The 26,102-nt window shown below is 60.8% G+C and carries 25 protein-coding genes and 1 tRNA gene; 13 read left to right on the top strand and 13 right to left on the bottom strand.

Annotated elements, in window-relative coordinates:
• The first annotated feature begins 83 nt into the window (after window positions 1-83).
• The 4 genes from HHL09_RS01455 to HHL09_RS01440 are packed head-to-tail and all read left to right on the top strand — an operon-like array spanning window position 84 to window position 3,811.
• Complete coding sequence (locus HHL09_RS01455) at window positions 84-545, top strand: MarR family winged helix-turn-helix transcriptional regulator (protein WP_169452727.1); 462 nt, start codon at window positions 84-86, stop codon at window positions 543-545.
• On the top strand, window positions 542-1,291 hold the full coding sequence (locus HHL09_RS01450; RefSeq protein WP_240963708.1) for a purine nucleoside phosphorylase YfiH/LACC1 family protein: 750 nt from the start codon (window positions 542-544) through the stop codon (window positions 1,289-1,291). Before HHL09_RS01455 ends, HHL09_RS01450 begins: the two co-directional genes overlap by 4 nt.
• On the top strand, window positions 1,288-2,130 hold the full coding sequence (gene ispE / locus HHL09_RS01445) for a 4-(cytidine 5'-diphospho)-2-C-methyl-D-erythritol kinase (protein ID WP_169452726.1): 843 nt from the start codon (window positions 1,288-1,290) through the stop codon (window positions 2,128-2,130). The genes HHL09_RS01450 and ispE overlap by 4 nt, the downstream gene beginning before the upstream one ends.
• 31 nt (window positions 2,131-2,161) lie before the next feature.
• The gene (locus tag HHL09_RS01440) at window positions 2,162-3,811 is read left to right on the top strand and encodes a hypothetical protein (RefSeq protein WP_169452725.1); all 1,650 of its coding nucleotides are present in this window, start codon (window positions 2,162-2,164) and stop codon (window positions 3,809-3,811) included.
• A 106-nt stretch (window positions 3,812-3,917) separates the two neighbouring features.
• On the opposite strand, the gene pyk is transcribed toward HHL09_RS01440, so the two are convergent.
• The gene (gene pyk, locus HHL09_RS01435; protein WP_169452724.1) at window positions 3,918-5,321 is read right to left on the bottom strand and encodes a pyruvate kinase; all 1,404 of its coding nucleotides are present in this window, start codon (window positions 5,319-5,321) and stop codon (window positions 3,918-3,920) included.
• Window positions 5,322-5,725: 404 nt separating this feature from the next.
• Here pyk and HHL09_RS01430 point away from each other — a divergent pair, with 404 nt between their 5' ends.
• Window positions 5,726-6,169: a hypothetical protein gene (locus HHL09_RS01430; RefSeq protein ID WP_169452723.1), complete on the top strand. Its 444-nt coding sequence runs from the start codon at window positions 5,726-5,728 to the stop codon at window positions 6,167-6,169.
• Between the two features lie 80 nt (window positions 6,170-6,249).
• Here HHL09_RS01430 and HHL09_RS01425 read toward each other — a convergent pair whose 3' ends face one another.
• Complete coding sequence (locus tag HHL09_RS01425; RefSeq protein WP_169452722.1) at window positions 6,250-6,513, bottom strand: DUF4235 domain-containing protein; 264 nt, start codon at window positions 6,511-6,513, stop codon at window positions 6,250-6,252.
• Between the two features lie 224 nt (window positions 6,514-6,737).
• Here HHL09_RS01425 and HHL09_RS01420 point away from each other — a divergent pair, with 224 nt between their 5' ends.
• From HHL09_RS01420 to HHL09_RS01410, 3 genes are all read left to right on the top strand, one after another.
• Window positions 6,738-6,932, top strand: coding sequence for a hypothetical protein (locus HHL09_RS01420; protein WP_169452721.1), 195 nt, complete (start codon window positions 6,738-6,740; stop codon window positions 6,930-6,932).
• A gap of 408 nt (window positions 6,933-7,340) precedes the next feature.
• On the top strand, window positions 7,341-7,982 hold the full coding sequence (locus HHL09_RS01415; RefSeq protein ID WP_169452720.1) for a hypothetical protein: 642 nt from the start codon (window positions 7,341-7,343) through the stop codon (window positions 7,980-7,982).
• A gap of 93 nt (window positions 7,983-8,075) precedes the next feature.
• A complete protein-coding gene (locus HHL09_RS01410) occupies window positions 8,076-11,957 on the top strand; it encodes an Ig-like domain-containing protein (protein ID WP_169452719.1) in 3,882 nt (1,293 codons plus the stop codon).
• Window positions 11,958-12,067: 110 nt separating this feature from the next.
• Here the strand turns inward: HHL09_RS01410 and HHL09_RS01405 are convergent, their stop codons facing one another.
• The 4 genes from HHL09_RS01405 to HHL09_RS01390 form a co-directional block, all read right to left on the bottom strand.
• A complete protein-coding gene (locus tag HHL09_RS01405) occupies window positions 12,068-12,511 on the bottom strand; it encodes a hypothetical protein (RefSeq protein WP_169452718.1) in 444 nt (147 codons plus the stop codon).
• A gap of 756 nt (window positions 12,512-13,267) precedes the next feature.
• Window positions 13,268-13,561: a hypothetical protein gene (locus tag HHL09_RS01400; protein WP_169452717.1), complete on the bottom strand. Its 294-nt coding sequence runs from the start codon at window positions 13,559-13,561 to the stop codon at window positions 13,268-13,270.
• Between the two features lie 77 nt (window positions 13,562-13,638).
• A tRNA-Lys gene (locus HHL09_RS01395) sits at window positions 13,639-13,714 on the bottom strand.
• Window positions 13,715-13,819: 105 nt separating this feature from the next.
• Window positions 13,820-14,281 (bottom strand): DciA family protein, encoded by a 462-nt coding sequence (locus tag HHL09_RS01390; RefSeq protein ID WP_169452716.1) that lies wholly within the window; start codon window positions 14,279-14,281, stop codon window positions 13,820-13,822.
• A 281-nt stretch (window positions 14,282-14,562) separates the two neighbouring features.
• On the opposite strand from HHL09_RS01390, the gene HHL09_RS01385 reads away from it, so the two are divergent.
• Window positions 14,563-15,177 carry a PEP-CTERM sorting domain-containing protein gene (locus HHL09_RS01385; protein WP_169452715.1) on the top strand — a complete coding sequence of 205 codons (615 nt, stop codon included), beginning with the start codon at window positions 14,563-14,565 and terminating at the stop codon, window positions 15,175-15,177.
• Window positions 15,178-15,258: 81 nt separating this feature from the next.
• Here HHL09_RS01385 and HHL09_RS01380 read toward each other — a convergent pair whose 3' ends face one another.
• The 3 genes from HHL09_RS01380 to uxaC are packed head-to-tail and all read right to left on the bottom strand — an operon-like array spanning window position 15,259 to window position 18,421.
• Complete coding sequence (locus tag HHL09_RS01380) at window positions 15,259-16,395, bottom strand: lactonase family protein (protein WP_169452714.1); 1,137 nt, start codon at window positions 16,393-16,395, stop codon at window positions 15,259-15,261.
• The gene (locus tag HHL09_RS01375; RefSeq protein ID WP_169452713.1) at window positions 16,396-16,962 is read right to left on the bottom strand and encodes a hypothetical protein; all 567 of its coding nucleotides are present in this window, start codon (window positions 16,960-16,962) and stop codon (window positions 16,396-16,398) included.
• Between the two features lie 58 nt (window positions 16,963-17,020).
• Entirely contained in the window at window positions 17,021-18,421 is a 1,401-nt protein-coding gene (gene uxaC / locus HHL09_RS01370; RefSeq protein WP_169452712.1) for a glucuronate isomerase, read from the bottom strand.
• 167 nt (window positions 18,422-18,588) lie between these two features.
• Here uxaC and HHL09_RS01365 point away from each other — a divergent pair, with 167 nt between their 5' ends.
• The gene (locus HHL09_RS01365; protein WP_169452711.1) at window positions 18,589-21,096 is read left to right on the top strand and encodes a hypothetical protein; all 2,508 of its coding nucleotides are present in this window, start codon (window positions 18,589-18,591) and stop codon (window positions 21,094-21,096) included.
• On the opposite strand, the gene HHL09_RS01360 is transcribed toward HHL09_RS01365, so the two are convergent.
• Together HHL09_RS01360 and HHL09_RS01355 are read right to left on the bottom strand one after the other, a co-directional pair.
• Entirely contained in the window at window positions 21,050-21,727 is a 678-nt protein-coding gene (locus tag HHL09_RS01360; protein ID WP_169452710.1) for a Pr6Pr family membrane protein, read from the bottom strand. The genes HHL09_RS01365 and HHL09_RS01360 overlap by 47 nt on opposite strands.
• A gap of 5 nt (window positions 21,728-21,732) precedes the next feature.
• Window positions 21,733-22,110 (bottom strand): winged helix-turn-helix transcriptional regulator, encoded by a 378-nt coding sequence (locus tag HHL09_RS01355; protein ID WP_169452709.1) that lies wholly within the window; start codon window positions 22,108-22,110, stop codon window positions 21,733-21,735.
• A gap of 63 nt (window positions 22,111-22,173) precedes the next feature.
• Between HHL09_RS01355 and HHL09_RS01350 the strand changes: the two genes are divergently transcribed.
• Both HHL09_RS01350 and HHL09_RS01345 read left to right on the top strand, forming a co-directional pair.
• Entirely contained in the window at window positions 22,174-22,782 is a 609-nt protein-coding gene (locus HHL09_RS01350) for a DinB family protein (RefSeq protein WP_169452708.1), read from the top strand.
• A 218-nt stretch (window positions 22,783-23,000) separates the two neighbouring features.
• Window positions 23,001-23,339 carry a hypothetical protein gene (locus tag HHL09_RS01345; RefSeq protein ID WP_169452707.1) on the top strand — a complete coding sequence of 113 codons (339 nt, stop codon included), beginning with the start codon at window positions 23,001-23,003 and terminating at the stop codon, window positions 23,337-23,339.
• 159 nt (window positions 23,340-23,498) lie between these two features.
• On the opposite strand, the gene HHL09_RS01340 is transcribed toward HHL09_RS01345, so the two are convergent.
• Complete coding sequence (locus HHL09_RS01340; RefSeq protein WP_169452706.1) at window positions 23,499-24,275, bottom strand: class I SAM-dependent methyltransferase; 777 nt, start codon at window positions 24,273-24,275, stop codon at window positions 23,499-23,501.
• Between the two features lie 97 nt (window positions 24,276-24,372).
• Between HHL09_RS01340 and HHL09_RS01335 the strand changes: the two genes are divergently transcribed.
• On the top strand, window positions 24,373-25,383 hold the full coding sequence (locus HHL09_RS01335; RefSeq protein WP_169452705.1) for a methyltransferase: 1,011 nt from the start codon (window positions 24,373-24,375) through the stop codon (window positions 25,381-25,383).
• Window positions 25,384-25,578: 195 nt separating this feature from the next.
• Here the strand turns inward: HHL09_RS01335 and HHL09_RS01330 are convergent, their stop codons facing one another.
• Window positions 25,579-25,995, bottom strand: coding sequence for a hypothetical protein (locus tag HHL09_RS01330; protein WP_169452704.1), 417 nt, complete (start codon window positions 25,993-25,995; stop codon window positions 25,579-25,581).
• Between the last annotated feature and the right edge of the window lie 107 nt (window positions 25,996-26,102).

Genomic DNA, 26,102 nt, shown 5'->3' with positions numbered 1-26,102 from the left:
ACAGTCCGGCATCCTTGTTAGGTTCCGCCTCGCAAAGGCTGTGCTCCCTTACATGTCCCGAAAGATGAATACTACAACCAGCCATGAAACTGAGCACCTCGGGCGCTGCAAGCGCCTCATTGCATGCCGATGCAGATCGCCTCGCTGACTTCGTCCTGTTCACGCAGCGCAGCTGTATCCTGAACCTGTCCAACGAACTCAACAAAGGCAACGTGTCGTTCCCCCAGTTCTTCCTCCTGGCCTACCTTTCCAGCGAAGAATATCTGACCATGTCGGATATCGCGAAAAAGATGGGCCATTCGACAGCCGCGGCCACTGGCCTCGTCGACCGATTGGAAAAGCTCGGGTACGTCGAGCGCGTCCACGCCGCGGAAGACCGCCGCAAGATCATGGTCCGCATCACCAATAAGGGTGTGGAACTCGTGAGCAAAATGCGGAAGGAAATTGCCGCGGACCTCGCAGGTATCTTGTCCGAAATGGATGAGGACCAGGCAGAGGCCGTCGAGCACACGAAGCGTGCCATTCGGGCGCGCGCTATCGCGTGAGCGACGAGGCCGCCGATTACCCCCTTGGCGGATCGATCGCGCCTCCGTTACGGTTTGTGCCCGTGACGGAGGCGCTCTCTTTTCTTAATCCGATCAACCGCCTGCCCGGCTTCCGGGCCGGGTGGATCGGTCGTTTGGACGGCATCGAGCCGACGACCGACCGCGATGAGACCCTTGCCCGGCTGCGGCCGCTGCATGAGGAAATCGTGGCCCGTGATTTCCGCACCGATCGTTGGTGGCGTGCGGAGCAGGTCCATGGGAAAGGCGTGGCCGCCGTGCCGCTGCCCGCGGACCAGATGAAGATGGCGGGTGATGGCCTGCCGGTTGTGGCAGGCATGGACGGATTGGTAACCGCCGCTCCCGGTGAGCTGCTGGGAATCTACGTCGCGGACTGCGGCGCCATCTGGCTGGCGGATCGAGGGACCGGGGCGGTGGGGCTTCTCCACTCCGGAAAAAAGGGGACCGAGCTGGGAATCCTCGGCGAGGCGATCAGTCAGATGAAGGAACGTTACGGCACCAAGCCGGAGGATCTGGTGGTCGTGCTAGGCCCCTGCATCCGGCCGCCGCATTATGAGATCGATTTCGCTGCGGAGATCGGCCGCCAGGCCCGCGAAGCGGGGGTGGGGGAATTCCACGATGAAGGCGAGGACACCGCCTGCGATCTAACAGCGCATTACAGCTACCGGATCGAAAAAGGCTGCACCGGCCGCATGCTGGCCCTCATTGTCCGCGAGGAAACCCCATGAGCGAGACTCTGATCCTCGATGCCCCGGCAAAGCTGAACCTTTCCCTCCGTGTGCTGCGGAAGCGTGAGGATGGCTTTCATGAGCTGGATACCCTGATGGTCCGCCTACCGGGGCTTTGTGACCGGCTGAGCTTCACTTTGGCGGATGCGGATACTTTTTCCTGCGACGATCCCGGAGTGCCGGGTGACGGCTCGAATCTGGTGCTAAAGGCACTGGCTGCCTACCGCGCTGCTGCCGGATGGTTCCAGCCGCTGGCGATCCATCTGGAAAAGAGCGTGCCACATGGCGCGGGGCTTGGCGGGGGTAGCAGCGATGCCGCCGCGACGCTGGCTGCCGTGGATCGTCTGAATGGCGATGCGCTCGGCACGGAGAGGCTGATGGAGATCGCGGCGACCATCGGCTCGGACATTCCTTATTTCCTTGGGCCCCCGGCAGCACGTGCCACCGGACGCGGCGAGAAGATCGAAGCCGCCGACGAGCCGCCCAAGCTGCCGGTGCTGCTTCTCAAGCCGGGCTTCGGCGTGGCGACACCGGATGCCTACAAGCGCTGGTCCACCTCGAAGGAGCTGCCTGGCATCCCCTATGCGCCGCAGCTCTTTCCCTGGGGCGAATTGGTGAATGACCTGGAGCGTCCGGTTTTCGAAAAGCACCTCTTCCTCGCCGAGGTGAAGTTATGGCTGTTAGGCCGGCCGGAAGTTGCCGGTGCGCTGATGAGCGGCTCGGGTTCGACGATGTTTGCGATCCTGAAGAACGACGAGGCCGCCACCGCATTGATCGAGGCCGCGCGGGCCGAACTCGATCCCACGCTGTGGGCTTGGCAGGGTTTGATCGGAGGTTGAGCGAATGCCATGTGGAGCCTAGGTTCCGCGCATGATATTCCTGCGATTCCTAGTCTCCTTGCTTCTGATAGGCAGTGCGCTTGCCCAGAAGAAGCCGGATGCGATGCCGCCGCCGGCGGACGTGACGAAGAATCTGGAGACGCTGGAAAGCCTGGTGCCTGCCGTCCAGAACGCGGAGAAGGATCTCGCGAACCTGCGTGCGGAGCTGACGAAGGCTCCCACCGATGAGGCGAAAAAGGAGATCACCGAGCGTGTGGATGCCCAGCGCGAGCGCCTGCAGCAGCTTCGTGAAAACTTCCGCATCGTGGCCACTGGCGTGGAGGACAAGTCCTACCTAAGCGCGGCAGAGGAGGAGGCGACCTTTGACAATGAGTTCAAGGACCTTCTGAAGCCGCTCTTCAATGGACTGCGCGAAGCCACGGCCAAGCCCCGCGAAATGGAGGAACTGCGCTCCGAACTCCGCACTTGGATCGGCCGCCAGAAGGTGGCCCAAGCCGCTCTCGGACGCATCCAGTCGGCCCTCGGTCCGGTGGAGGACGCAGGCGTGAAAAAGGAACTGGAAACGGCCCGCAAGCTCTGGTCCAGCCGTGTCGATGAAGCGACCAGCGAAACCGAAACGCTCTCCCGCCAGATCGAGGAGCGCGAGAAAAACACGCCCTCCGCCCTGGAAGCTGTCTCTGGAATGCTCTCGGACTTCTGGCGCAGCCGCGGACTGAATCTTCTGATGGCTTTCGGCATCGCCCTCGGCGTCTATTTCCTGACCCGCAGGGTCTACCGACTCGTTCGCAAGGTAAGCCCGATTCATCGCAAGAGGGGCGGGGGATTGATGGCCAGGTCTGCGGATCTCATCGTTGCTGCCGCCTCGGTCGTGCTGGCCTTCTTTGCCGCCACCTTGGTCTTCTACCTTAAGGGCGATTGGCTAATGCTAGCGATCGCCATCATCTTCATCATCGGCCTGCTCTGGGCCTCGAAGCGCGCACTGCCGCCCTACATCGACCAGATCCGCGTGATCCTCAATCTCGGCTCGGTGCGGCAAGGGGAGCGCCTGATCTACGAGGGCATCCCTTGGCGCGTCGACGCCCTGAATATGTACTGCGACTTTAGTAATCCCGATCTCACCGGTGGCATCATGCGCCTTCCGGTGAAGGAATTGCTAAGTTTGCATTCCCGCCCTTCCGACTCCAAGGAGCCATGGTTTCCAACGAAGGAGAACGATTGGGTGCGGCTGGATGACGGCTGCTTCGGCAAGGTGATCCAGCAGACGCCGGAGCAAGTTGTCGTGCTCCGCCTCGGTGGCAGCCTGAAGACTTATCCCACCTCGGACTTCGTCGAGAAATGCCCGGAGAATCTCTCCCGTGGCTTCCGCGTTTCCACCAGCTTCGGCATCGGCTACGGTCACCGCGATATCGCCACCAGCCAAGCCCCGGAAATGCTGCAGGAGGCGATCCACAAACATCTGGTGGAAGTGCTCGGCCGGGAGCAGGTGCGCTCGGTGAAGGTTGAGTTCAAGGCTGCCGCGGCGAGCTCGCTGGACTACATCGTCATTGCGGATTTCGCTGGCGATGCCGCGCAACGTTATGCCGCCTTGGAGAGAATGATCCAGCAGGCCTGCATCGAGGTCTGCAACGAACAAGGCTGGGACATTCCTTTCCCGCAGATGGTGATCCACCAGGCGGTATAGCTGCGAAAAATTCCGAGGACTGCCCGCTAGAGGGCAAGTATCGCCCAACGAAGGCGGTTCTTCGTTGGGCTCGGTCGGGAAGCCAGGGTAAGGTGGCTCTCCTTGCTTAAGCGTGGTGCAGCAGGATCGAGTTCGCGGCGAAGTGATCCGAAAGGATATCCGACACGATCACCAGCGGCGTGCCGGTCTTCACCAGGTCCGCCTGACGGAGCGTCTCGATCGCACGCTGGATCGTCTCATCGATCGTCGATGCGAAGGGCAGCTTGAAGGCCTCAATATTCCGGGTCAGCGCCAGCTGGCGGCAGACACGGTCCTTCGGTGTGAAAGCGTAGAAGCCATTCGTGCGCGGGCGAAGCATCGCCGTGTGGTTTGCCATCACACCGCGGCGGGTCAGCACGATCAGGCGAGCATCCGGCAGCGAGTCCACCAAGGTCACCGCGGCACGCGCGGCCTTCTGGCGCTCGTCGCGCAGCAGCACGCACTGGCCGAAGCCGAGGCCCCCGGTGCGCTCGATACGATTGCTGATCTTCACCAAGGCCTCCACGCAGCGCAGCGGATGCAGGCCCACGCTGGTCTCGCCGGAAAGCATCAGGGCATCCGCTTCCTCGTAAGCGGCATTCGCCACGTCCGTCACCTCCGCGCGGGTCGGTGTCGGATTCTGGATCATCGATTCCAGGAGCTGGGTTGCCACGATCACGCGCTTGCCGAGCTCGTGGCAGCGCTTCACCAGACGACGTTGGAGAATAGGCAGCTCTTCGAAGTCCACCTCGGTGCCGAGGTCTCCGCGCGCGACCATGATCACATCCGTGGACTGGATGATCGCATCAATGTTCCGGATGGCTTCCTGGTCCTCGATCTTCGAGACGATCTGGGCACCGCCTTCCAGAGCCTCCACGGCTTCTCGCAGCTCGCGGACGTGCGCGGCATCGCGGACGAAAGAGCCCGCGATGTAATCGGCATCGCATTCCACGGCCAAGGCCAAGTCGCTGCGGTCCTTCTCGGTGAGAGCCGGCAGATTCAGGCGCGTGCCCGGCAGGTTGATGTGGCGGCGTGAGCCCATCTTGCCGGCGGTCTTCACCTCGCAAATGATCCGGTCATCGTAGCGGACCTTGATTTCCATCAGCATCGTCCCGTTATCCACCACCAGGGTGCGGCCCTCAGCCACATCGTCCATTAGGCCGTCATAGTTCACGGTCGTGGTGAGCGGGATAGAGGGGGCTGCGGTGCTCTTGCGGAATTCCACCATGTCCCCGATCTTCAGCTCGTAGGGCTTGTCCAGATCCCCGGTGCGGATCGAAGGGCCGGTCAGGTCGAAAAGGACTGCCACGTGTTTGGCCCGCTCTGCGGCCGCCCGGCGCACCCGGCGCGCCATCTCACGGGCCCACTCGTGCTTCGCATGGCTCATGTTGAGGCGGAACACGTTGGTTCCCAGGTCGATGAGCTGGCCGATGGTTTCCTCCGCTTCCGTCGCCGGGCCGAGCGTGATGATGATCTTCGTTCTGCGAGACATGAGGTCGGGGAGAACTGTGGACAGCCCGGTGCGGGGAGTCCAGACCCTAGAACTGCATGTTTCGTGCCGGATTTGTCGCCCGCATGGGGCCAAGAAATGCCGTTCAGGGGAGTCCGGGGCACCCGGCTCCAATACCTTTGGCTCCGCGCGCCTCTTGCGAAGCGCGGCAGTGCCTCGGAGCGAAGACCACGCTCAATCTTCCGCGTATCTGGAGGCGACCTCATTCCCGCCAGCGCCGGAACTCCATCTTGGATCATCGGGCATCTCGTTCAAGCGGGTAGCGGGGCTTCAAGAGCAATCGAGGCCAATAGCCTGCGTATCAACTGATCCGTGCAAATTGCTCGGCAAAAATTAACAGTCAGTTCGTTGACATGTTGAAGTTCCGATCTGTTAGTGCGCGGCCAATGAAAAACATCTTCAATCCCTTCCTCGTCGCCTTCGCCGGATTCTCTTCCCTCGCCCTTATGACTTCTTGTTCCAAGGAAGCACGCCAGGAAGCCGCGGCAGAATCAGCAGTCGAGACCTCGGTCGATGTGACGGAGGACTACTGTGAACTCCTTGAAAGCATCAAGGACAAGGACAGTGCCAAGGCTGCCATCGACAAGATGGATGGCCTCGCTGACAAGTTCGCGAAGGTGGCTGAGAAAGCCAAGAAAGCGGAAGGTGCCGCTCCTGATGCCGCCACTATCGCCAAGACTCAAGAGAAGATGGCGCCCCTGCAGGAACGCATGGGAAAAGCCGTCGTCTCTGCCATGGCAATCATCGGATCTGATCCGGAACTGCTGAAAGCTTTCCAAGAGAAACAAACCCTCATCGGTGCGAAGATCCAGGAGGCTGCGACGAAGTAAGACTTACGGCTGCCGAAAGCCATAGCAATACCGGGAGGCTGCGATGCGTGTCGTGGCCTCCGTTTTTTTTGCCGCTCGTATTACTCTTCCGCTGGCAGCCCCGCTCCTGACAAGGCACGGCGGGCGGACATCCGTGCGACACCTCCAATGGCACCTGCGAGTGCGGTCCATAGGATCGCTTGTCCCCAGCTCACTCCGGGTGTCGCCGGATTTCTTGGCGGGGCGGCTCCGGTGATGGCAGAGAAGCCCCGTCCGGCCACACGGCGTGCCACGCGATCAACCAAGGCCGGCAAGGCAAATGCCACTCCCGTCAATGCCAGCATCTTCATTCCGGAGCTCTTCATTGCGTCTAACCTAATCTCGATTCACGTTCCGCGCATCCGGAGAGTCGCTCGTTCTGAAATGTTGACCTCGCCGGTTTTCTGGCCGCGTCTGCGCAGACGCAGAACCGGAGGCAGGGGAGGAGCACGCGATGGTCGTAGGCCGGTGATTAACCGCCAGGAGCTTGATGGGATTGATCGCTTCGGGATCTTTGACTCCCCGCGTATCGCGTCTAGGGTGCCCTGCTATGGCCACCAAACTCGACAAAACGCTGAAGCGGGAAATCACGATCGACGAAAAGTCCTACATCGTGACCATCGATCCGGAAGGCTTGAAGCTTACCGAAAAAGGCCGCCGCAAGGGGCCCGAGCTTAAGTGGAAGGATATTGTGAGTGGCGACGCCGCGTTGTCGAAGGCGCTCAATGCTTCGGTAGAAGATTGAGAGAAGGGAAATGATTAAGTTTCCGGATGCGGGGGGATTTCATCCCGCATCCGTATTTTGATTGCCGCACCCTTGCCACTTGGTTTTCCGGGAACTCCTAATTGCGGTGCTCACCGAGGATCGGAACGCAGCGTTGGTCGCAAATTCGGCCACCTGAAGATATTGTGAGAACGTGAATGTGGCGGAAAAGATAGTACCCCGATGATCGCCCATAGCGCTAGGACTCCGCGTAAGTTGTTTGACCTGTGAGGCGATGCTCGCCGGATGAACTAACCGGCTTTTGTATGAAGAATGCCATTATCTGGAGTTAGATTTGTTAGATGGGGTTACGCGATGATGTGATAAAAAATGTTCGTGTTGGCGTAAGGTCGGGGGTACCAAAGGTCCTCGCTAGACACACACCACCCCATGCATCATCAGCTTACTCAATGTCCCGGCCATTCCGGCCCTTCACGAACCAGCTTTCTGGCAGCAGCTTCCATCGCTTTGCTGCTTGGAGTTTCCGGCGCACAAGCTGCAATCACCGTCACTGTTAGTGCCGCTCCCGGAGAGCCGGCATTCCATCTCGCGGATGGTATCACGCCGCTTCCGGATGGCATGCACTTCCAGCTCGGCTCTTTCGCATCCATTCCGAGTGCGATCGATGCGCAGGACAATCCCGCCGAACTCTTCGCGCTCTGGCAGGTGTTCAGCGACGGTATCGACGATGTGATCGTCACCATCGGGGAAGACAGCGGCCTTGCCCTAGGGGATCTGGATGGCGACGACTCTTTCTTGGGGCAAACCATTTACTGGTGGGCCTTCAACACCTCGGACGGTCTCGCTCCGGCAGCCGACTTCTCGAATGTCACAGAGCACGCCCTGTTCACCGGGGCCGATGGTTGGACCTTCTCGGCCCTGCCTCCCGTGGTATCCACCTCGGATAACCTCACCTTCTTTGCGGGGGAAATCTCCGGCGGAAACGTGACGCTCACGGCGGTGCCGGAGCCCACGCTGCCGATGCTCTCGCTCTTTGCGCTCGCCCCGTTGGCGCTGCGCCGTCGTCGCTGAAGTCGACGCGAGTCCCCGCCGCTTCCCATCCCGCCGGATCCACGATCCGGCGGGCGCGGCACCTTTTTGTCCGGATTTTCACCCTTGCAATCCATGAATCATTATCTCCCACGTTTCGCGGCTGTACCCGCGATCATCCTCGCGATTTCCTCTTCCGCCTTCTCCCAGACATTCACCAATGGAATGGTCGAACTGGGTGATGGCAGTTCGAACGTCCTGAATGCCTCCGACATCGGTCCCGACGGGAAGTTTTACGCCCTGTGGAAAGATGGAAATATCGTCGCCAGCGTCGCCCAGGCGATGCCCACCTACAAGCTGATCCGTTGGGACGGCTCGTCGTGGACCACGGTGAGCACCATTCCTGCCAATATCATCCCTGGCATGGTGGTGACCAGTTCCTTCCAGATGCTCAGCGAGCGCGTCGGCTTCAAGGTGGACAGCCAGGGGCACTTCCACGTCCTGCTCCACGCGGAACTGAGCAACGGCGAGAACATCATCTACGGAAAGAGCACCAACAACGGTTCCTCGTGGACCTTCACCAATCTCGAGACTGACAACAAGGCCATCAACTACACGCTTGCCGAGCCACAGCTGGAACTCGATCAGAACGACGTTCCGCATGTTGCGTTCCGGATCGCGAACGTCGGGGAATCCGGTGTGCCGTCGCGGGTCTATTCCATCCGTTACTACTCCTTCAACGGGACCTCATGGAGCGGCCAGACGGTTTACAGCCAGACCGGTGGCAATGGCAGTGCGAACGAAATCACGGGGCTGGCCTTCGCCATGGACCACAACGGCAAGGCTCACCTCGCCTTCTGCTGGGAAACCAACGGCAGCGGTACCGATGGCAGCCTGGCCTACCTCACCAATGCCGGCGGAAGCTGGCCGGCCTCGCCGACGAACCTGGCGGCAGGTGCCAGCACAAACGCAGCATGCAACCGCGTGGCCATCGCGGTTGATCCCAGCAACAACGTCCACATCTGGCGCCGCGACATCAACTACAACTTCTATTACCACACCAATGCGGGCGGTGCCTCGTTGTCGACCAGCAATAGCTTGGGGATCCAGGGAATCTTCGATCATCAGGCGCTGACGACAAACAGCGTGGGAGATGTGATCGGTGTCTACAGCCAGCAGACTTCCGGTACCAATCCCGGCATTGTGAGCTACGCGGTGAAATTCGCCGGTAGCGGCGCTTGGCAGACGGGGTCCGCTTTCACGGGGAACAAGGCCACGGGCCTCTTTCCCACGGTCAGCTCCAATGGCAGCCGCAAGGCGATGTTCCTCTTCGATCACTTCACGGATCCGGCTAACACGGGTGGCAATCCGGCGAACAATCCCGTGAATTCCCGCCAGCTCCAGTGGGCGGTGGGGGACATCCTTCCGCCGTCGGTAGCGCCGTCCATCACTTCGCCCACCAGCACCGGCGTGACATCCGCCGCGGCCACTCTCGGGGGGAATGTCACTGCGGACGGGGGAGCGACAATCACCGCGCGCGGCGTGGTGTATGCGAAGACCGCTACGAATTCGAACCCGCAGCTCGGAGGGAGCGGCGTCGTCAACGTGCCAGGCACTGGCACGACCGGTGTCTTCACGGTGAACACGAGCGGTCTCGATGGCGGCACCTCTTATACGTATCGTGCCTATGCCACGAATGCTTCCGGAACGGCCTACACGTCTGCGGCCACTTTCACCACTGCCGTGGCGAATTCCGCTCCGTTGATTGCTGTCAGCGGAAACGTGACCGTCGCGGAAGGAAGCCTCGCCTCCAAGTCGGGTACCTTCTCGGATGCTCAGGGAAATAACACCGTCACCCTCGCGGTCACCTCGGGTCCGGGCACGGTGGTAAAGGACGAGGCGGCAGGCACCTGGCAGTGGTCCTACACTCCGGCGGACGGTCCTTCCGGTCCGACGCAGGTCACCATCACTGCTACGGACAATGGCAATCCGGCACTGAGCAACTCGGCTTCCTTTAACCTCAGCGTGACCAATGTCGCCCCGGTGGCGAATGCGAATACCATCACGGTCCTGGAGGACAGTGGCTCCAACCCGGTCACGCTCACGGCTACCGATGCTGCGGGTGCGAACGATACGATCTCATACAGTGCCGGTTCCCTGAATCCGCCTTCCGCAGGCACGCTTGGTGGTTCCGGTGCCAATCTCACCTTCACTCCGGCACCGAATTTCAACGGCTCCGCGAGCTTCACCTTCACCGCAAGTGATGAGGACGGCGGCACCAGTGCCCCGGCTACAGTGACTCTCAATGTCACCTCCGTGAACGATGCGCCGACCCTTGCCGCGATCTCTCCGGTGACGGTGAATCGCAACCGCGGCAGTGCTACCGTGAACCTGAGCGGCATTTCGGCCGGTCCTGCCGATGAGGCCGGGCAGGCGCTCATGGTGACCGCTGTCTCCTCGGATCCATCCGTGGTTCCGAATCCATCCGTGAGCTACTCCTCCGGAGCCTCAGGCACCCTCACTTTCGCCCCGGTCGCGAACCAGACCGGCACGGTGACCATCACCGTCACGGTGAAGGACAGCGGCGGCACCTCGAATACCGGCGTCGATGCCACCACTCGGAGCTTCGATATCACCGTGCGTCCTTTCAGCTACGATGCGTGGCAGGAGGAAAACTTCACCACCGCGGAATTGAGTGATCCTTCGATCTCCGGACCCGATGCCAATCCGGATGGTGATGCCCGTGTGAACGCGTGGGAGTATGCCCTCGGAACCGATCCGATGTCCTTCGATCCGGAGGCGATCCTAGTGCAGGCGCTTGAAGCCGGCAGCGGCTCCAGCCGCGTCGCCAACTACGTGTTCACCCGGGATGAAAACGCCGCAGATGCCGTCCTGGCGCTGGAAGTTTCCAACTCCCTTTCCGGATCCTTCAGCCCGCTTGCTGTGACTCCGGTTGTCGCGCCGCTTGTAGACACTGTCAGCCAAGTGAGCTTCCTCGACGACACGGCTGTCACCGCGTCCTCGAGCCGCTATGCCCGTCTCAAGCTGACCCTCGATGGCGAGGGTTCTCCGCGCTTGTCGGAAGTCCACGCCACGCGTGCGGTCGCCGTGAATGGCATCGCAGGCACCACTCCCGGCACCACTTATGCAGGCGCGCCGCTTGCGGAGCCCCGCCTTGCTCTTGGCAAGGTGGCAGCCGTCGGTGCCTCCACGATCACCGTGGAGCCCAACCAGTGGCCATCCGATCTGCTTGCAGGCGGACCTGCCTACCTCTCGATCACCAGCGGTACCTCTGCCGGCGTCGCCCCGGATATCGTGAGCTACGCTGCCGGTGTTCTGACGCTGGGTGAAGACCTGACCGGTCTTGTCAGCGCGGGTGATACCTTGGAGATCCGCCGTCATCACACCATCGCGTCGGTCTTCGACCGCGTGAACGCGGGATCGCTTGATGGGGCAGCAAGCCTCGCAGCAGGGGACAACATCCAGTTCGCCCTGCCGGACGGGGTGAATTTCGAGTCCTTCTTCAAGAGCACGGTCAGTGGTAGTGAAGGTTGGAAGGACGCGACCTCCGTCGCGTCGGGCAGCCGGATCATCTATCCGGAGCAAGCCTTCATCGTGAAGCGCAAGGCTGCGGCCACCACGCTCTTCCAGCAAGGCGTTGCGAATTCCGACGGTGGCAGCGGCAACGGCGGTTCCGGCGCTGATCCCGTGGTCGCGGTCCAAACGGGTACCAACCTGATGATCAGCCCGGCCGACGGGACATTCACTCTGGATACCCTCGGGCTCTTCACCGGAGATCCTGCCACCGGTGTGGCATCCTCCACCTCCGCGACGAATGCAGACCGCATCCTGATCCCGCAGCCGAACGGCACGATGAAGACCTACTTCTATCATGCGACCCTTGGCTGGGTGAACTCGTCATTCCAACCGGCTGGCACGCTCTCCTTCCCGCCGGGAACTCCGTTCTACATCGTCAGAAAGGCTCCGCGCGCCGCCTTCGGCTGGCAGACGCCTTGAGAGATCGAAGCTCATCGGAAAGGCCCGGGAGGAAACTCCCGGGCCTTTCTTTGTTTGAGAGCAGAGTTTGAATCTCGGCGCTGTTGGTGCTCGTGGCCAAGTTTGCTCCGCTAGTAGCCGGTAATCTTCCTGCGTTCCGCACTGACTTCGGTATAGCTGCCCCGGATGAAGCGGTAAGAGATGGCCTTGTAGTCATCTCCCTCGAGGTGCCAGGCTGTGTTCAGCTCGGAGAAGCCGTCATTGCGGCTTTGGCCGATCTGGATCTGATTTCCAGCCAGGAAGCCGAGTATCCGCCACCTGCCTCCTTCCCAATCGGCTATCGCCATGACGGCATTGCCATGGTTGCCGGAGAGTATCTTGAACTGGATAGCGAATTCGTTCTCTTCATCCTTGTCGATCTGTAGTGGCACGAGACGGTGTCCCTGAAGCACCGTGGAAAACTGCTTGTCGAGTTGAGTGCGATCTGCTGCCGGGGAAAACTCTCCCTTGAAGTATTTTATGATTTGATCCCGGGCCTCGCCGCGAAGAGTGGCTTCGTTTGGTTCTTCTGGCACGGCGGACCAAGAAATGGAAGTGCTCGCGAGCGGGAGGAAGACCCTGAAAAACGGCGGGGACATCTCAGGCTTTTAGCGAGGGGCAAGCGGTTTTAAAGGGATGAATACAGATCGGCCCTTTTTAGCTGGAAAAGCGGTTGGGGCGGTGAGGCTTTTCATTTCCCATGATCTCGACAGGGTGTTCCTGTGAAACCCCGCCCGCTCCGTTGCTCGCTCACCTTCTGGTCGGGCGCGCTCTTGATGGCGTTCTTTGTTTGGGCTTATATCTACAGCCTGTTCACCGAGCACTCGACGGAACTCATGATCAGGAATGCCAGGGGCGAGAGCTTCCATGCCAGCCTATCGTATGGAGCGATTCACTTGGTCGCCGAGCAATCGGGTCCTCTGCTTCCGTCTCCGCCCCGGACGTGGGGGATCTATCAGGAGCGATTTTCCGACATCGCATATATCGCCGGAATTTTCGGAAAGCCGATCCATGTTCCCCGGAGGTGGCTCCTGATCCCGCTTTGGGTGCCATGGCTGATCTCCGCAGCTTGCTGGTCGGCGACCCTCCTTTGGCGAGCTAGGCGGCTGCGGAGGGGTCAAAGCTCGGAGCTGTTGGCACCTCGGAACGACAGCGGAGCGCGTCGCGATCCATGATCACACCCGTGCTTGGTGGGGGATCATCAAAGCGCGGTATAGGAACAAGCCCGAGCTGTTGAGCTGTATCTTTGCCCCAGCTCGCAATTGCAAGGCAGCATGCCTCGAGCGCTGCAATCAGGCGGCTCGTAACAATTCGATCAGGCGTTCCACGCTCTCGTCCAAGCAAGTCCGGTCTGACCACCCGAGTTGGGCGAGGGTGAGGGCTCGGGTGATCCGGCCTTTCGGATCGGCGCTGCGGGAATACTCCTGGCCGAGGTCGAGTTCTCCCCGTGTGCCGCGATAGTGGACCAAGGCCAAGCTGCCGTTGGGATCGACGTTGTTTCCGTCCAAGTCTGCCCGGTAGCGTTCCATCAGGAGCCTGCCGGGCGTCGCGTCGTTTTCGAACTCGCGATTGACCCGGGTTTTCATGGTGTCCGCTCAACCTTCACTGGAGCAGGCGACTGGAAATGAAAAACCCGCCGGATCGGCGGGTTCTTCAAGAAAGCTGGTACCCCGTCTTGGACTCGAACCAAGGACCAAAAGATTAAGAGTCTTCTGCTCTACCAACTGAGCTAACGAGGCGTTTTGTGTTTCCTCCCTCGCGGGCGGGCCGGAAGGATGCATTTCATTTCGGCCCGCGCAAGAGGAAATTTAGAAACATTTTGCGACGGGATCTTGGAACTCTTCCTAGCGCGCCTTCGCCGGCTCCAGATCGCTTACCGGAAAGGTGCCGGCAGCCTTCTGCGTCACACCGTCGGCAGTGCCTTCAACGCTTACCTTCAATTCGCCCGTTGTGGCCAGCGCCGGGATCACGATGTCTTCACCTAGCGTCGGGCGCCAACCGCGGATGGTGAATTCCGAGACCACCGATTGCCAGCCGCTCTGGCTGGCGGTGATGAAGATATCGGAGCTGCGGATCTCATGGCTTTTCCCTCTGAACTCGATGGTGACCTTGAAGCTCGTCTCCGTATTCGCATCGCCCTTCTTCCAGTAGTAGTGGACCGGGATGACGATGGTCTTCTCAGCGAGATTTCTGACCAAGGGACCAATCACGTAAGGGGAGTGCCTTCCGGGCTCCGCCGCATGGGTGCCGGACACCGTGGCGAGCAGCACTGCAAGAGCGTGGCTGGAGACGCGATGCTTCATCATGATAGGATGGATTTTGTGGAAGACGGGTTGGCCCGTGAAGCGAAATCGTGAGAGCGAATGGTCACATCCCCTTTCATCCGCGATACTGCGTCACGCGAATGCGTAGCCGGAAAACGCGGAGGCGGGGTAGCAATCACAGGCTTCGGAAGTTGGAGGAGCAATAAGCTGTTAGAACGCGATCTCACCGGTCCTATCGAGCTCTTGCGCGGCGTAGGGGCGCATGGTGTGGGATCGCCCCGGCTTCGCGGGCCTCCCGGGAAGCCAAGCACACCCACAAACGCATGACCCTTACACATCCTTATAAATTCAAAGCCATCCTTGCTGCCCTCGGACTGGCTGCCGCTGCTGCTGCTTCGTCAGAAGCCGCGGTCATCACTGCCGACTTTTCGGACACGCCCTTCACGGTGACCCAAGTGAACACCTATATCTCGCTCAATGTGGAGGAAGGCACGGCTTCCTACGGTGTCGACGGCTGGGCCCAGTTCATCATGGCCTTCCAGAACTCTGAAGACAGCGAGCCCTTTCTCTGGACCATGAGCATTGGCCAAGGCGTGATGATGGATGGGGTCTACACCGCAAAGATGGCGGCGGGTGAGCTCGTTGATCCCGATGCGGAGTACGGCTACGGCCCCTACATGGCGAGTGGTGAACTCGGCAACTGGGCGGAAGGTGGACGTGGCTTCGTCGGCTTCCGCGTGGCCAATGGCTCGGGCGGCTTCAACTACGGCTATGCCGATGTCAGCTACGATCCAAGCGGCTCCCTCTCGCTCCATGGCTTCTCTTACGACAATACCGGCGGCGGTATCTCCACCAGCGCCGTTCCCGAGCCATCCTCGATTCTGCTGAGCGGAGCGGGCGTCACAGCTCTGCTGCTGCGCCGCCGTCGTCGCGCCTGACCCTCGGTTTTTCATTAGGGGAGAAAAAGACAATGCCCCGGCCATCGAAGGTGGCCGGGGCATTCGTATCGAGATGCCGTTTTACTTCGTGGGCAGGAAGAGAATGCAGATCGGATTCGGACAAGCCACCGGCGCCTTTGGCTCGCCGAGCTTGCCAGTGGATGGGTCCAGCGGCAGCGCGGCCATTGTGTTCGAGTCCTGGTGTGCGCAGAGCAGCCACTTGCCATCCGGGCTGATCGCGAAGTGACGAGGGATCTTGCCGCCGCAGGGGGCGATGTGGACGAGGCTCAGCTTGCCGGACTCACTATCACGCGCGAAGACCGCGATGCTGTCGTTCCCGCGGTTCGAGGCGTATACGAACTTTCCGTTCGGATGCACCGCGATTTCCGCAGTCGTGCCGCCGCTCACACCTTCGGGCAGCGTGGAGATGCTTTGCAGCGTGGTGAAGCTGCCCGTCTTCGCATCGTAGTCCAGAGCGGTCACGGTATTGTCCAGCTCATTGACCACATAGGCATGCCGTCCATCGGGAGCGAAGTCCATGTGGCGCGGACCGGCACCCGGTGCGGAGGACCACGAGGAAGGCTCTTCCTTCTCCGGCTTCGCGGTCTTCGGATCGAGCGTCCAAGTCAGCACCTTGTCCAGACCGAGATCCGGCACGTGCAGCACCTTGCCACGGAAATAAACCCCGTGTGCATGCGGTCCCTCCTGGCGCCCTGCATTCGGGCCCTTGCCGTCGATGCGCTTCGAAAAAGCGGTTTTCGGAACCCCATCGCTGTCGAGCGAAAGCGTCGAAGTCGTGCCGTCGCTGTAATTCGCCACCGCGAGCACGGTGCCACTGTCATTGATTGCGAGGTGGCAAGGATTGTTCCCGCCTGACGATGCCTCCGCGATGAATTCCAGCGGATCGCCCAGCTTGAAGACCGCCACGCTTCCCTTCGGATTCGCCTCGGAGCGGCCCACGGCATACAGCAGCGGCTTCGAGGAATGCAGCGCGAGGAAGCCGGGGCTGCTATACTTCGCTCCGAGCTTCACCTCGCCGAAGACACCGCCCTCGGGATCGAAGGTGGAAAGATAGATCCCTTCGCTCTTCCCGCTGCCGCCCGTATTCGTGCCGATGGCGATGGGCAGGGGCGCGGCGAAGGCCAGCGGCGAAAGCGCGGAAAGGAGGAGTGCGGATTTCATCATCCCCACCACTACGCCATGCCTATGGCCGGACATTCAACGGCTTTCCGTGTTCTTCTCGACGGCGATGTTCTCCTCGACCTTCTTCGCGACGCCAGACTCCGGATCGACCGCCACCGTCATGGTGCCGGCATACGTTTCCGTGCCTGCCTTGCCATCATGCGGCCCGGTGATCGTGAGCACGAGCTGCTTGCCCTGCCACTTCGCCGGCTGCACGTGGTGATTCGCCCACACCTTTCCTTCACCGCCGGGCTCCGGCAGTTTCAGCGGCTTCCATTCTTCCTTGGTCCGGACGAAGGCAAATGTCTGGAGAATGCTCTTGTTCCCGGCCGCGAAGGCCACGCCATCGCTATTCGGGCTCCACTGCACGGTCCCATCCTTCACCTCGCCCTCCTTCAGCTCGTCGTCCACGGCAAAGGTCAGGAACTCCTTTCCGGAGACTCCCTCGAGCTTCACGGTATCAGCTCCCGCGGAACGCTGCACCACGAGCAGCACCAGATCCCCCTTTGGAGAAGGGAATCGCACGACCTTGTCGCCCTCGGCAGCGAAGGCCGGGGCCGCGGAAAGAACACAGCAACAAAGGATAGTTCGGAACGGATGCATCCGCCACGATACCATCATTTCTGCTGTCTTCCAAAAAAAGTCCGGTCTGCTCCGTTTCTTAAAACCCGAAATACCGCGACGCATTCCCGCTGCAAACGTCACCGACCAACTTCGACAGCGCCTCGAAGTCATCTGGCAGCTCGCCGCGATCCGCTTCCGTGCCGATCAGGTTGCAGAGGATCCGGCGGAAATACTCATGCCGCGGGAAAGACAGGAACGAGCGTGAATCCGTAAGCATCCCCACGAATCGCGAAAGCAAGCCCGTCGCCGAAAGCGCATTCAATTGCAGCTCCATCCCGTCCTTCTGATCCGCAAACCACCAGCCCGAGCCGAACTGGACCTTCCCGGGCACCGAACCATCCTGAAAAGCTCCCGTCATCGCCGCGAAGAGATAATTGTCGCGCGGATTGATGTTATAGAGAATCACCTGCGGCAGCGCCCCTTGCGCGGCCAGCGTGCCGAGATAAGCCACCAGCGCCGCTCCCTGCCGCTCATCGCCGATCGTATCAAAGCCCGCATCCGGACCGAGCAAAGCAAACATCCGCGGATTCACATTCCGGAAGGGCCCGAGGTGAAGCTGCTTCGTCCAGCCCTTCGCCGCATCCTGCTGGCCAAAGAATACCATCAGGAAAAAGCAGAACTTCTCCTTCTCCTCAGCCGTCACCGGTAGTCCGCGGCGCGCCTTGTCGAAGATGATCGAGGCATCCGCATCATCGCAGGGCAGGGCAGGGCAACGGTCCAGCCCGTGATCGGAGAGGCGGCATCCCGCCGCATGGAAATCATCGTGACGCTTCTGCAGCGCCTGCAAGAGATCGGAGACGTGATGGATGCTGGTATCCGTGACTTCCTCCAGCTTCTCGATCCACGCATTGAAGGCCTTCGGCTGATCGACTTGGAAGGCCTTGTCCGGGCGGAATGTCGGATATACCTTCGTCGCCAGCGGCGTCTTCGCGATCGCCTCATGATGATGCAGCGGATCCGCCGGATCATCCGTGGTGCCGACCATCTTCACCTTGAATTTGTCGAGGATGCCATGGACGCAAAAATCCGCCTCGGCCAGGCGAGCATTCGCTTGGTCCCAGATATCATCCGCCGTGTCCGGGCTCAAGAGCGCATCGATGCCGAAGTAGCGGCGCAGCTCAAGGTGCGTCCAGTGATGGATCGGATTGCGCAAGGTGTAGGGCACCGTCTCCGCCCATGCCTGAAATTTCTCCCGAGGCGAAGCGGCACCGGTGATGTATTCCTCATCGATCCCGTTCGCGCGCAGCAGCCGCCACTTGTAGTGGTCTCCTCCCAGCCAGATGTCCGCGAGGTTCCCCCAGCGGTGATTGGCGGCGATCTCGGACGGCGAGAGATGGCAGTGATAGTCGTAGATTGGCTGGTCCTTCGCCACTTCGTGGAAAAGGCGGCGGGCGGTCGGCGAATTCAGCAGGAAGGTTTCGTCGTCGAGGTAGGCCATGGCGTGAGCACGACGATGGCAGGAAGCCGGAGCGCGGCAAGGAGATCGTGAAAATATGTCATACAACTAACCGGGCCCACACCTTGCCACCAAAGGTGTAGCCCCGCCGAAGAGATTTGCCCCGCACCTGCCTTTCACGCTTTGATGGGCACCTGTTCGCCACTCCCATGAACACCCGCGTCCTCCTCTCGGCAGCACTCCTTTGCGGCCTTGCCAGCCTCTTCCTTCCTGATTCCAACTCCCCTCAGACGGCCACTCCGCCGTCACAAGCGGAGCCCGTCCTGAAAGCCACACCGCTTTCTTCATCCAGCGAGTCCATCGCCCCGCAGGGCAACGGTGTCATCGCGGATCCTTCCTTGGAGAAAGTCCTCACCGCCACACGTCTGGGCATCCGCGCGATCACTTCCGCCGAGAGCCTCCACCCGGACAATGAAGGCGCGCTCTACTTCGCCACCAATCCTGGCCAGCAGCTCGCCGCACGCTTCCGCGCCGATGGCGTTTCCATTCGCAATTCCTCCGGCGGCGAAGCCCTGGCCATCAGCCGTCGCGATTGCGAAACGGCGCACATTGCCACCCATGGGACCCGGATCGAATACCAGCGCGCCGATGGCAGCACGGAGTGGTATCAAAACTCGGATACCGGCTTTGAGCATGGCATGACCATCACCGCGCGACCGCAAGGCGGCAGCGATGAACTTCGCATCCTCTTCGATAGCGGCAATCTATCAGCCCGGGCCGATGAGGTCGACCCTGGTGATCTCGTCTTTAGCGACAAGACCGGCAAACCCCTTTACGGCTACCGCGATCTCAAGGCATGGGATGCTACCGGCCGCGCATTGCAAGGCGAGCTCGCCGTCGCCGAGAGCGGCTTTGAATGGGTCATCCAGGACCGCGGGGCAGTTTATCCCGTGACCATTGATCCCTTGGTCGTGAGTCTCGATGAATCCATCCCCGGCTCCGAGGCTGATTCTGATGGCTACTTCGGCGGTATCCAGATCGATATCGATGGTGACCGTGCGATGGTCGCCGCCAGTCAGGAGACCACCGCGTCGGGAACGAATGCCGGCCTCGTCTATCTTTTCCTCCGCTCCGGCCCGGATTGGGTCTTGGAAAAAACCATCGAGTCGCTTGATCCCCGTGCGCATGAATCTTTCGGCCACCGCGCCGCACTTGCAGGAGACACGCTCGCGGTCCTGGCGCGAAACGACATCGACCCGGAGGTCGGCGGCAGTGTCCAGATGTTCCGCTACACCGGCATTACCTGGATGTTCGATACCAAGCTCAGGTCCGGTGATAGTGTTAGCTGGGCCAACTCCCTTGCCCTCGAAGACTCCACCCTGGTCCTCGGTCTGCCGGGTAAGCTGAATATCGAGGGCGTAGGCACCGGAGCCTTCATGGTTTCCACCAGATCCTTCGGCCAATGGAGCTCCTTCAACATGGTCTACCCCCCGGATGGCGTGGCAGGGGATTCCTTCGGCTGGTCGATCGATATTGATGGGAATCGCATCGTGGTGGGATCGCCGGGCCGTTCCCAAGGGGCGAAGCAGTACTGCGGCTCCGTTTTCGTCTATCAGGGCTCCCTCAATTTTTGGAACAAGGAGGCCGAGCTCTTCGCCGAAGACGCTGCAGGAAGCGACCAGCTGGGTCAGGTGGTCGCCATCGACGGCGACCGCGTCATCGCGGGTGCGCCCGAGCTGAAGCGAACCTCGCTGGTGAATGGTGCTGCCTACATCTTCTCGCGGACCGGCGGCGTCTGGAGCCAGGAAACGAAGATCATCGGCCCGCCGCCGGTCGGATTCCATGTCTACATGGGTAGCTCCGTCGCCATGGCCAATGGCGGATCGCGCGTGGCTATCGGTAACATGATCGGCAAGGTCAACGGCGGCCAGGTGGCGATCTACGAGCGTGTCGGCAGGACTTGGTTCCGCCGCGCTTCCCTGATCACCGATTTCTCGGGTGACACCCGTTATCCCCAGCTCGGGATGACTGATACGCAGCTGATCGTCGGTCTGCCGATCTATGGCCCTCTTGGCTCGGTCGAGATCTACAACTTGGGGAACTCCAGCAGCGGGCCGGAGATTTCGGTCTTCACCGGTCCGGAGAAAGAACTTCGGGAGATCCAGAGCGGTGCACCTTTGTCTTTTGGTGAGGTCTATCCGAATGAGCAGGGCGCTTGGCCGCTGACCATCTACAATGACGGAGCGAGCCAGCTCCAGATCCTTGATGCCTCCCTGCAGAACGATGCCAGCCAAGGTCTGAGCGTCGATCCCGTCGGTAACTTTCCCTCCACGAATCTGTTCATCGAGCCGGGGCAGACCGCTCAGGTGATGCTACGCACGAATTTCCCGACCCTCGGCCTGAAGAGCGGCACGCTGCGCCTGACCAGCACGGATCCGGATGAGGTCGCCTTTGATGTTCCGGTCAGCTTTCAGGTGGTGACCAAGCCCTTGCCTCCCGGACTCACCATCCGGAGGGTGGCAGGCATCTCCATCCTGCGCTATCCGCATCTGCAGTTCATGGACTATCAGGTGGAGCGCTCGGCGGATCTCAGCACTTGGCAGCCGATTGGCAGCATGCAGTTGGAGTGGGATGCGGAGACTTTCACGAATATCCGGATCTTCCGGGATTTCAATGCCCCGTCGGACAAGGTCTTCTATCGCGTGAACGTCCAGTGATCGCACGGCTGCTCGCGATGATCGCGAGTCCGGCGGCCACGAAGGCGATTGCCATCCCGGCGGAGTTCAAGAGCGTGCGTTCGAGCCCGAGTTTTGTGAGATTGATAAAAGGATAAGGGTACTCCGCTACCCGGCTGCCTCGGATTAGAACCCAAGCCATGTAAAGCGCCGGGTAGGCGAGCCATGAGAACGCGAGCTTCCACGGCAAGCGCTCCCTTGGCACCGCGAAGATCCAGAAGGCAAGTTGCAGCAGAGGGGTCGCGTGGTGCAGCAGGTGATCCGCCCACCATTGGAGGCCCTCGGGCTTCCATAGGGGCGCCAGCAGCACGGAGTAAACCGTCCCGACGATCGCGATGTAGAGCAGCAGGCCGCCCTGCACGGAAGGTCGCAGGAAGAGACGCCCCGCGGTGCTTTGCGGCGCGAGCAAGCAAATGCCGTGTGCCACCGTGAGTATCAGATTCGTCAGGATGGTGAAGAAGCTAGTCAGCTTGATCAGTGTCGCGCCGATCCCAAGGCCGCGCGAAAGCATGATGCCGTGGCTCACCTGGAACTGCAGGGCGAGCCCGGTGAGTCCGGCAGCGAAGATGGCGAGGTGAAAGAAGCGGGCAGGGTGGGGAGGACAGGGAGGCATGAGATTCAGCTTATCCGAGCTTCCGGCAGGATGCGGGTTCCCGGAATATTCTCAAGGCTCCAGCGGGTCAGTGGCCGCAGTACTTTCCACAGGGATTTCCCCCGCGTGGTCAGCTTGTAGATGAAACGGCGGCGATCCGCTTCGTCCGGCTGTTTTTCCACCAGCCCGTGGCTCATTAGCATTTTCAGCCGGTCGGAGAGGATGTTCGTCGCGATCCCTTCCGGAGACGCCAGGAATTCCTCGAAGTAGCGGCGGCCCAGGAAAAGGTCCCGCACCACCAGCATCGTCCAGCGATCGCCCAGCAGGTCGAGGGCGCAGGAGATCGGGCAGTCTGAGCGGCGTTCTGGAGTGGTTCCGGACACACCGGGGAAAATAGCTTGCATTTCACAAGTGAAGCAAGAGGCTTTTAATCGCTTGCGGTTTGCAAGTAAATCCACCAAGTCCCCATGAATCAGGAAATCCCGACCGCCCCCGGAGCAGGGGAGCAGGAAGACATCCAGTCCCGTCTCGAAACACCCGGTGCCGGCATCCCATGGCTCGAAGGCAAGCTGATGGGCCTGGGCTTCCGGCTGATGGCCCGGCGGCTAAGTCGTCAGCAGATCCTGGCGAAGTTCCAGGCGGAAGCCGAGCACATGCTCGCCATGGCCGGGCCGCTCCCGGAGGAGCAGGGGAGAAAGCGCGTCCTTATTCCGCGGCAGCGCGGCATGGAAGACAGCAGCCGCTTTTGGTCGCCCTACATGATCCTCCAGCACGTCACGATCGTGAACCGCGGAATGACCATGCTCCTCCGAGGGATGTCCCACGGAAAACTTCCCGATCGGAAGGTCAGCACCGCGGACGTGAAGCCCAAGCTCGATGCCGGACCTCAGGAGATCGCCAGCTTCCGGGATACCGTGGCCTCATGTTCCGACATCATCCGTTCCCTCGGCCCCCTCGATCCCGAACTCAGGCACCTCCATCCGTGGTTCGGCCGCATGAATGCATCGCAGTGGCTCTGCCTCATGACCGAGCACCACGGCGTCCACCGCAGGCAGATGGAGCTGGTGCTGAAATAAGCCAGGACTTGCTCCCCGTGCTCCTTCGGAGCGGTCCACATAGAATGTAGCGGCGCTCTATGAGCGTCGGAAACCAGCGGCAGAAAGCCGCATCGGGAGATCATTAATCCACCTTTCGACGCGCTGGGGGAGACGGCTCCTGGCGCTAGCAAAATGGAAGGAAAACGAAGATGGACAGCTTGGGCGCATCAAACCTAGAAAACTGCCAATTCTTTGACATGAACCGTGGTCAAAAGGCGCTCTTGGTCGGCTTTGGTATCCTTCTTTCTCCATTCGCGAAAGGTGAAGATGCCGAGGCCAAGGCAATGGATTCCATCCAGCTGAAAGAGAATTGGTCTGTCTCGGATCTGAAGGCCCTTGCCAAGAAGCTTGCCGCGGCAACTCCGGAGGCTGACCAGTTCAAGGTTACTTCAATCAGGTTTTACGATCTGGAAGATTCAATCGAGCTCGTGATCAAAAAGGAGAGGAAAGGGGAGGCAGTAGGAGGCTGGCGCGTTAAGGTCACGATGAAGGAGGGAAAATACGTCCAATCAAGCAGGGAATGGTTTGATATCTAGTGCAGATCCAAGTGCAGGAAGCGGGGAGGGATCTTGCCCCGATCCACGCCGCGCGACGATACTCCCATGCGAGTATGGCCATCTCCCTCCTCTCTCCATCACCCAACGAAAGGCACTTCGTTTGATGGTTGGAAGATTGATGATTGATGCTTCCTTCCCCTACGGCCTCTCAAACACCAGAAAGTGCTGCCATGGCAGTGGCTTCCGATTTTCCCTGAAGCGAAACCCCGCACCCTCAAACTCCAGCCTCGCCTGTGCCTCCGTCATCTTGTGCAGCGGCTTGATCGGCACATTCGGATCCTCCCCGCAGAACTCCAGCAGGAACACCTGGCCGCCCGGCTTCAGCGCCCGATACAGTGAGGCCAGCATCTCCGCGGGATGGGAGAACTCATGGTAGGCATCCACCATCAGGGCTGCATCCAGTGACGCGGGCGGCAGCTTCAGATCATCGATCTGCCCGAGGTGGGATTCCACATTCGTGATCGAAAGCTCTTTCGATTTTTTCCTCAGGAAATCCAGCATCTCCGGCTGGATGTCCACCGCCACCACCTTGCCCAGCGGCACCTTTGGCGAAATACGAAAGCTATAGTAGCCGGATCCCGCGCCGATGTCCGCGATCACCGCGGCGGGCGGCAGTCCCAGGGCCGCGATCGCCCGGCTCGGAGCTTCTTCCTCCTCGCGGTTGTCCCGCTCCAGCCAGCCCAGCGCCTGGTGTCCCATGACCTGAGCAATCTCCCGGCCGTGGAAAAACTTCCCGGTGCCATCGATCGATGCCGGCCCGGTCGTGTATTTCACGGGCTCCGGCGGGCTAGCGGCCTCGGCCGCCGCGGCGGGTGCTTCCATGGTCATCGGAGGCAGCGGTTCCGCGCGATACCACACCCAGCCAGCCATTCCGGCGACGCAGGCTAGCACCAGGAGGAAAGCGATTCGGGACATGCCTGCCAGTCTCTGTGGCCCCTTGGAAAAAGCCACCTCCAAGTAGCCGAAAGTGGGATTGTGAAAGGCCGCGGAAATAGCCTTAGATCGGGACGCAATGGAACAACTCTCCCCCGAACGCATTCTCCAGGTCGGCACCGGTTTTTGGCCTGCGCGTACGCTCCTCTCCGCCGTCGAACTCGGAGTCTTCAGCTTCCTCGCCAAGCAACCTGCCGGACTCCCGGCGCTGCAGCAGAACTTCGGCTTCCATGGCCGTGGCGCGCGCGATTTCTTCGATACCCTCGTGGCTCTCGGCTTCCTGAGCCGTGTCGATGGCCTCTATCACAATACGCCGGAAACCGATTTCTTCCTCGATCAGGCGAAGCCGTCCTACCTTGGCGGTGTGCTGGAGATGGCGAGCCGCCGCCTCTATGGCTTCTGGGATCATCTCATCCCGGCACTGCAAACCGGCGAGCCGCAGAACGAAGTGAAGAGCGGGGAAGAACCCTTTGCCACCATTTATGCCGATCCGGATCGCCTCAGCGTCTTCCTCCGCGCCATGACCGGCATCAGCCGCGGCGCGAACATGGAGATCGCGAGACGACTGCCATGGGATAAGTTCAAGACCTGCGCCGACGTGGGCACCGCGCAGGGTGACCTCGTCTCACAGATCGCCTTGGCAAATCCTCATCTCAAGGGCATCGGATACGACCTCGCGGTGGTCCGTCCGGTCTTCGAATCCTATGTGAAGGAACTCCGCCTCGCGGATCGCGTCAGCTTCCAGGATGGCGATTTCTTCAAGGACGAAGCTCTCCCACAAGTCGACGTCATCCTCATGGGTCACATCCTCCATGACTGGGACTTGCCGACGAAAAAGATGCTTCTCGAAAAGGCCTATAAGGCCCTGCCCGAGGGCGGCATGGTCATCGCCTACGACGCCATCATCGACGACGACCGCTCGCAGAACGCCTTCGGCCTCATGATGAGCTTGAACATGCTCATCGAGACCCCCGGCGGCTTCGACTACACCGGCGCCGACTGCATTGGCTGGATGCAAGAAGCAGGCTTCCGCGACTGCCGCGTGGAACACCTGGTTGGTCCCGACTCCATGGTCGTCGGCATCAAGTAAGGTCGATCCTCCTGGGAACGACACGAAGAACCGAGGCGTGCCTGGGACCGCGAGCCACCCGGCTCGCTTGGACGGTTCGGCCCGGAGTGGCGCTTTTCGAAGCGCCATAACGCGGGCAGGCTGATTTCAGCGGTCCCGGTGGGGTGATACCCTCTGATCGCCTCTGCCCATCCCACGCGTATCAGACCGCTGCTCTCACTCCATCTCCCGAATCTCTTCCTCGATTTCGAGGGCCAGCTTCCCCGCACTTTCCGAAAGCCTCGCTAGCCCCGAATCATCCCCGTGCAGCAAGAGGGTGATCGCCCGTGTCATGGGATGCCCGTCCAAAAACCGGTCGATCTCTTCGCGCGTCGCTTCTGCAAAGAGCCCTGCGTAGAAAAGCGGCTTCGGATCCCGCACCATCTCGGACTTCTTGTAGTGCACCAGATGCAGCGCCAGCTCGCTGGCCCGCAGCAGTCGTTCCGGATCCTTCTCCCGCAATTCCGCGAGATAAGCGGCGGCATTTTCCTTCAGCCGCCCGTGGACGATCCACCGATGGTTGATCCTGAGGACCTTCTCGACAGACTTTTCGCCCTCTCCCGGAAGCGGGCAGGGTGGGGTGGGTTTCGGCATCGTTAAGGCGTGAAGGGGAGCGGCTGGCCGGGAAATCCTAGCACCTGCGGGGATTCAATCAACCAGTCTTGCGTCGCGGCCCGCGCCTTCCTAGCGTCCGCGCCCCG

The organism is Luteolibacter luteus (assembly GCF_012913485.1).
Taxonomy (GTDB): domain Bacteria; phylum Verrucomicrobiota; class Verrucomicrobiia; order Verrucomicrobiales; family Akkermansiaceae; genus Haloferula; species Haloferula lutea.
This window is presented reverse-complemented; position numbering and strand designations above follow the sequence as displayed.

What these genes read in the sequence shown, in the direction of transcription:
- HHL09_RS01380 (WP_169452714.1), bottom strand. Translation starts at nt 16,395, where the DNA reads ATGTCCGGCCATAGGCATGGCGTAGTGGTGGGGATGATGAAATCCGCA.
- HHL09_RS01430 (WP_169452723.1), top strand. Translation starts at nt 5,726, where the DNA reads ATGAAAAACATCTTCAATCCCTTCCTCGTCGCCTTCGCCGGATTCTCT.
- ispE (WP_169452726.1), top strand. Translation starts at nt 1,288, where the DNA reads ATGAGCGAGACTCTGATCCTCGATGCCCCGGCAAAGCTGAACCTTTCC.
- HHL09_RS01410 (WP_169452719.1), top strand. Translation starts at nt 8,076, where the DNA reads ATGAATCATTATCTCCCACGTTTCGCGGCTGTACCCGCGATCATCCTC.
- HHL09_RS01390 (WP_169452716.1), bottom strand. Translation starts at nt 14,281, where the DNA reads ATGATGAAGCATCGCGTCTCCAGCCACGCTCTTGCAGTGCTGCTCGCC.
- HHL09_RS01420 (WP_169452721.1), top strand. Translation starts at nt 6,738, where the DNA reads ATGGCCACCAAACTCGACAAAACGCTGAAGCGGGAAATCACGATCGAC.
- HHL09_RS01340 (WP_169452706.1), bottom strand. Translation starts at nt 24,275, where the DNA reads ATGTCCCGAATCGCTTTCCTCCTGGTGCTAGCCTGCGTCGCCGGAATG.
- HHL09_RS01360 (WP_169452710.1), bottom strand. Translation starts at nt 21,727, where the DNA reads ATGCCTCCCTGTCCTCCCCACCCTGCCCGCTTCTTTCACCTCGCCATC.
- HHL09_RS01375 (WP_169452713.1), bottom strand. Translation starts at nt 16,962, where the DNA reads ATGCATCCGTTCCGAACTATCCTTTGTTGCTGTGTTCTTTCCGCGGCC.
- HHL09_RS01355 (WP_169452709.1), bottom strand. Translation starts at nt 22,110, where the DNA reads ATGCAAGCTATTTTCCCCGGTGTGTCCGGAACCACTCCAGAACGCCGC.
- HHL09_RS01415 (WP_169452720.1), top strand. Translation starts at nt 7,341, where the DNA reads ATGCATCATCAGCTTACTCAATGTCCCGGCCATTCCGGCCCTTCACGA.
- pyk (WP_169452724.1), bottom strand. Translation starts at nt 5,321, where the DNA reads ATGTCTCGCAGAACGAAGATCATCATCACGCTCGGCCCGGCGACGGAA.
- HHL09_RS01400 (WP_169452717.1), bottom strand. Translation starts at nt 13,561, where the DNA reads ATGAAAACCCGGGTCAATCGCGAGTTCGAAAACGACGCGACGCCCGGC.
- HHL09_RS01330 (WP_169452704.1), bottom strand. Translation starts at nt 25,995, where the DNA reads ATGCCGAAACCCACCCCACCCTGCCCGCTTCCGGGAGAGGGCGAAAAG.
- HHL09_RS01335 (WP_169452705.1), top strand. Translation starts at nt 24,373, where the DNA reads ATGGAACAACTCTCCCCCGAACGCATTCTCCAGGTCGGCACCGGTTTT.
- HHL09_RS01425 (WP_169452722.1), bottom strand. Translation starts at nt 6,513, where the DNA reads ATGAAGAGCTCCGGAATGAAGATGCTGGCATTGACGGGAGTGGCATTT.
- HHL09_RS01385 (WP_169452715.1), top strand. Translation starts at nt 14,563, where the DNA reads ATGACCCTTACACATCCTTATAAATTCAAAGCCATCCTTGCTGCCCTC.
- uxaC (WP_169452712.1), bottom strand. Translation starts at nt 18,421, where the DNA reads ATGGCCTACCTCGACGACGAAACCTTCCTGCTGAATTCGCCGACCGCC.
- HHL09_RS01440 (WP_169452725.1), top strand. Translation starts at nt 2,162, where the DNA reads ATGATATTCCTGCGATTCCTAGTCTCCTTGCTTCTGATAGGCAGTGCG.
- HHL09_RS01345 (WP_169452707.1), top strand. Translation starts at nt 23,001, where the DNA reads ATGAACCGTGGTCAAAAGGCGCTCTTGGTCGGCTTTGGTATCCTTCTT.
- HHL09_RS01365 (WP_169452711.1), top strand. Translation starts at nt 18,589, where the DNA reads ATGAACACCCGCGTCCTCCTCTCGGCAGCACTCCTTTGCGGCCTTGCC.
- HHL09_RS01350 (WP_169452708.1), top strand. Translation starts at nt 22,174, where the DNA reads ATGAATCAGGAAATCCCGACCGCCCCCGGAGCAGGGGAGCAGGAAGAC.
- HHL09_RS01455 (WP_169452727.1), top strand. Translation starts at nt 84, where the DNA reads ATGAAACTGAGCACCTCGGGCGCTGCAAGCGCCTCATTGCATGCCGAT.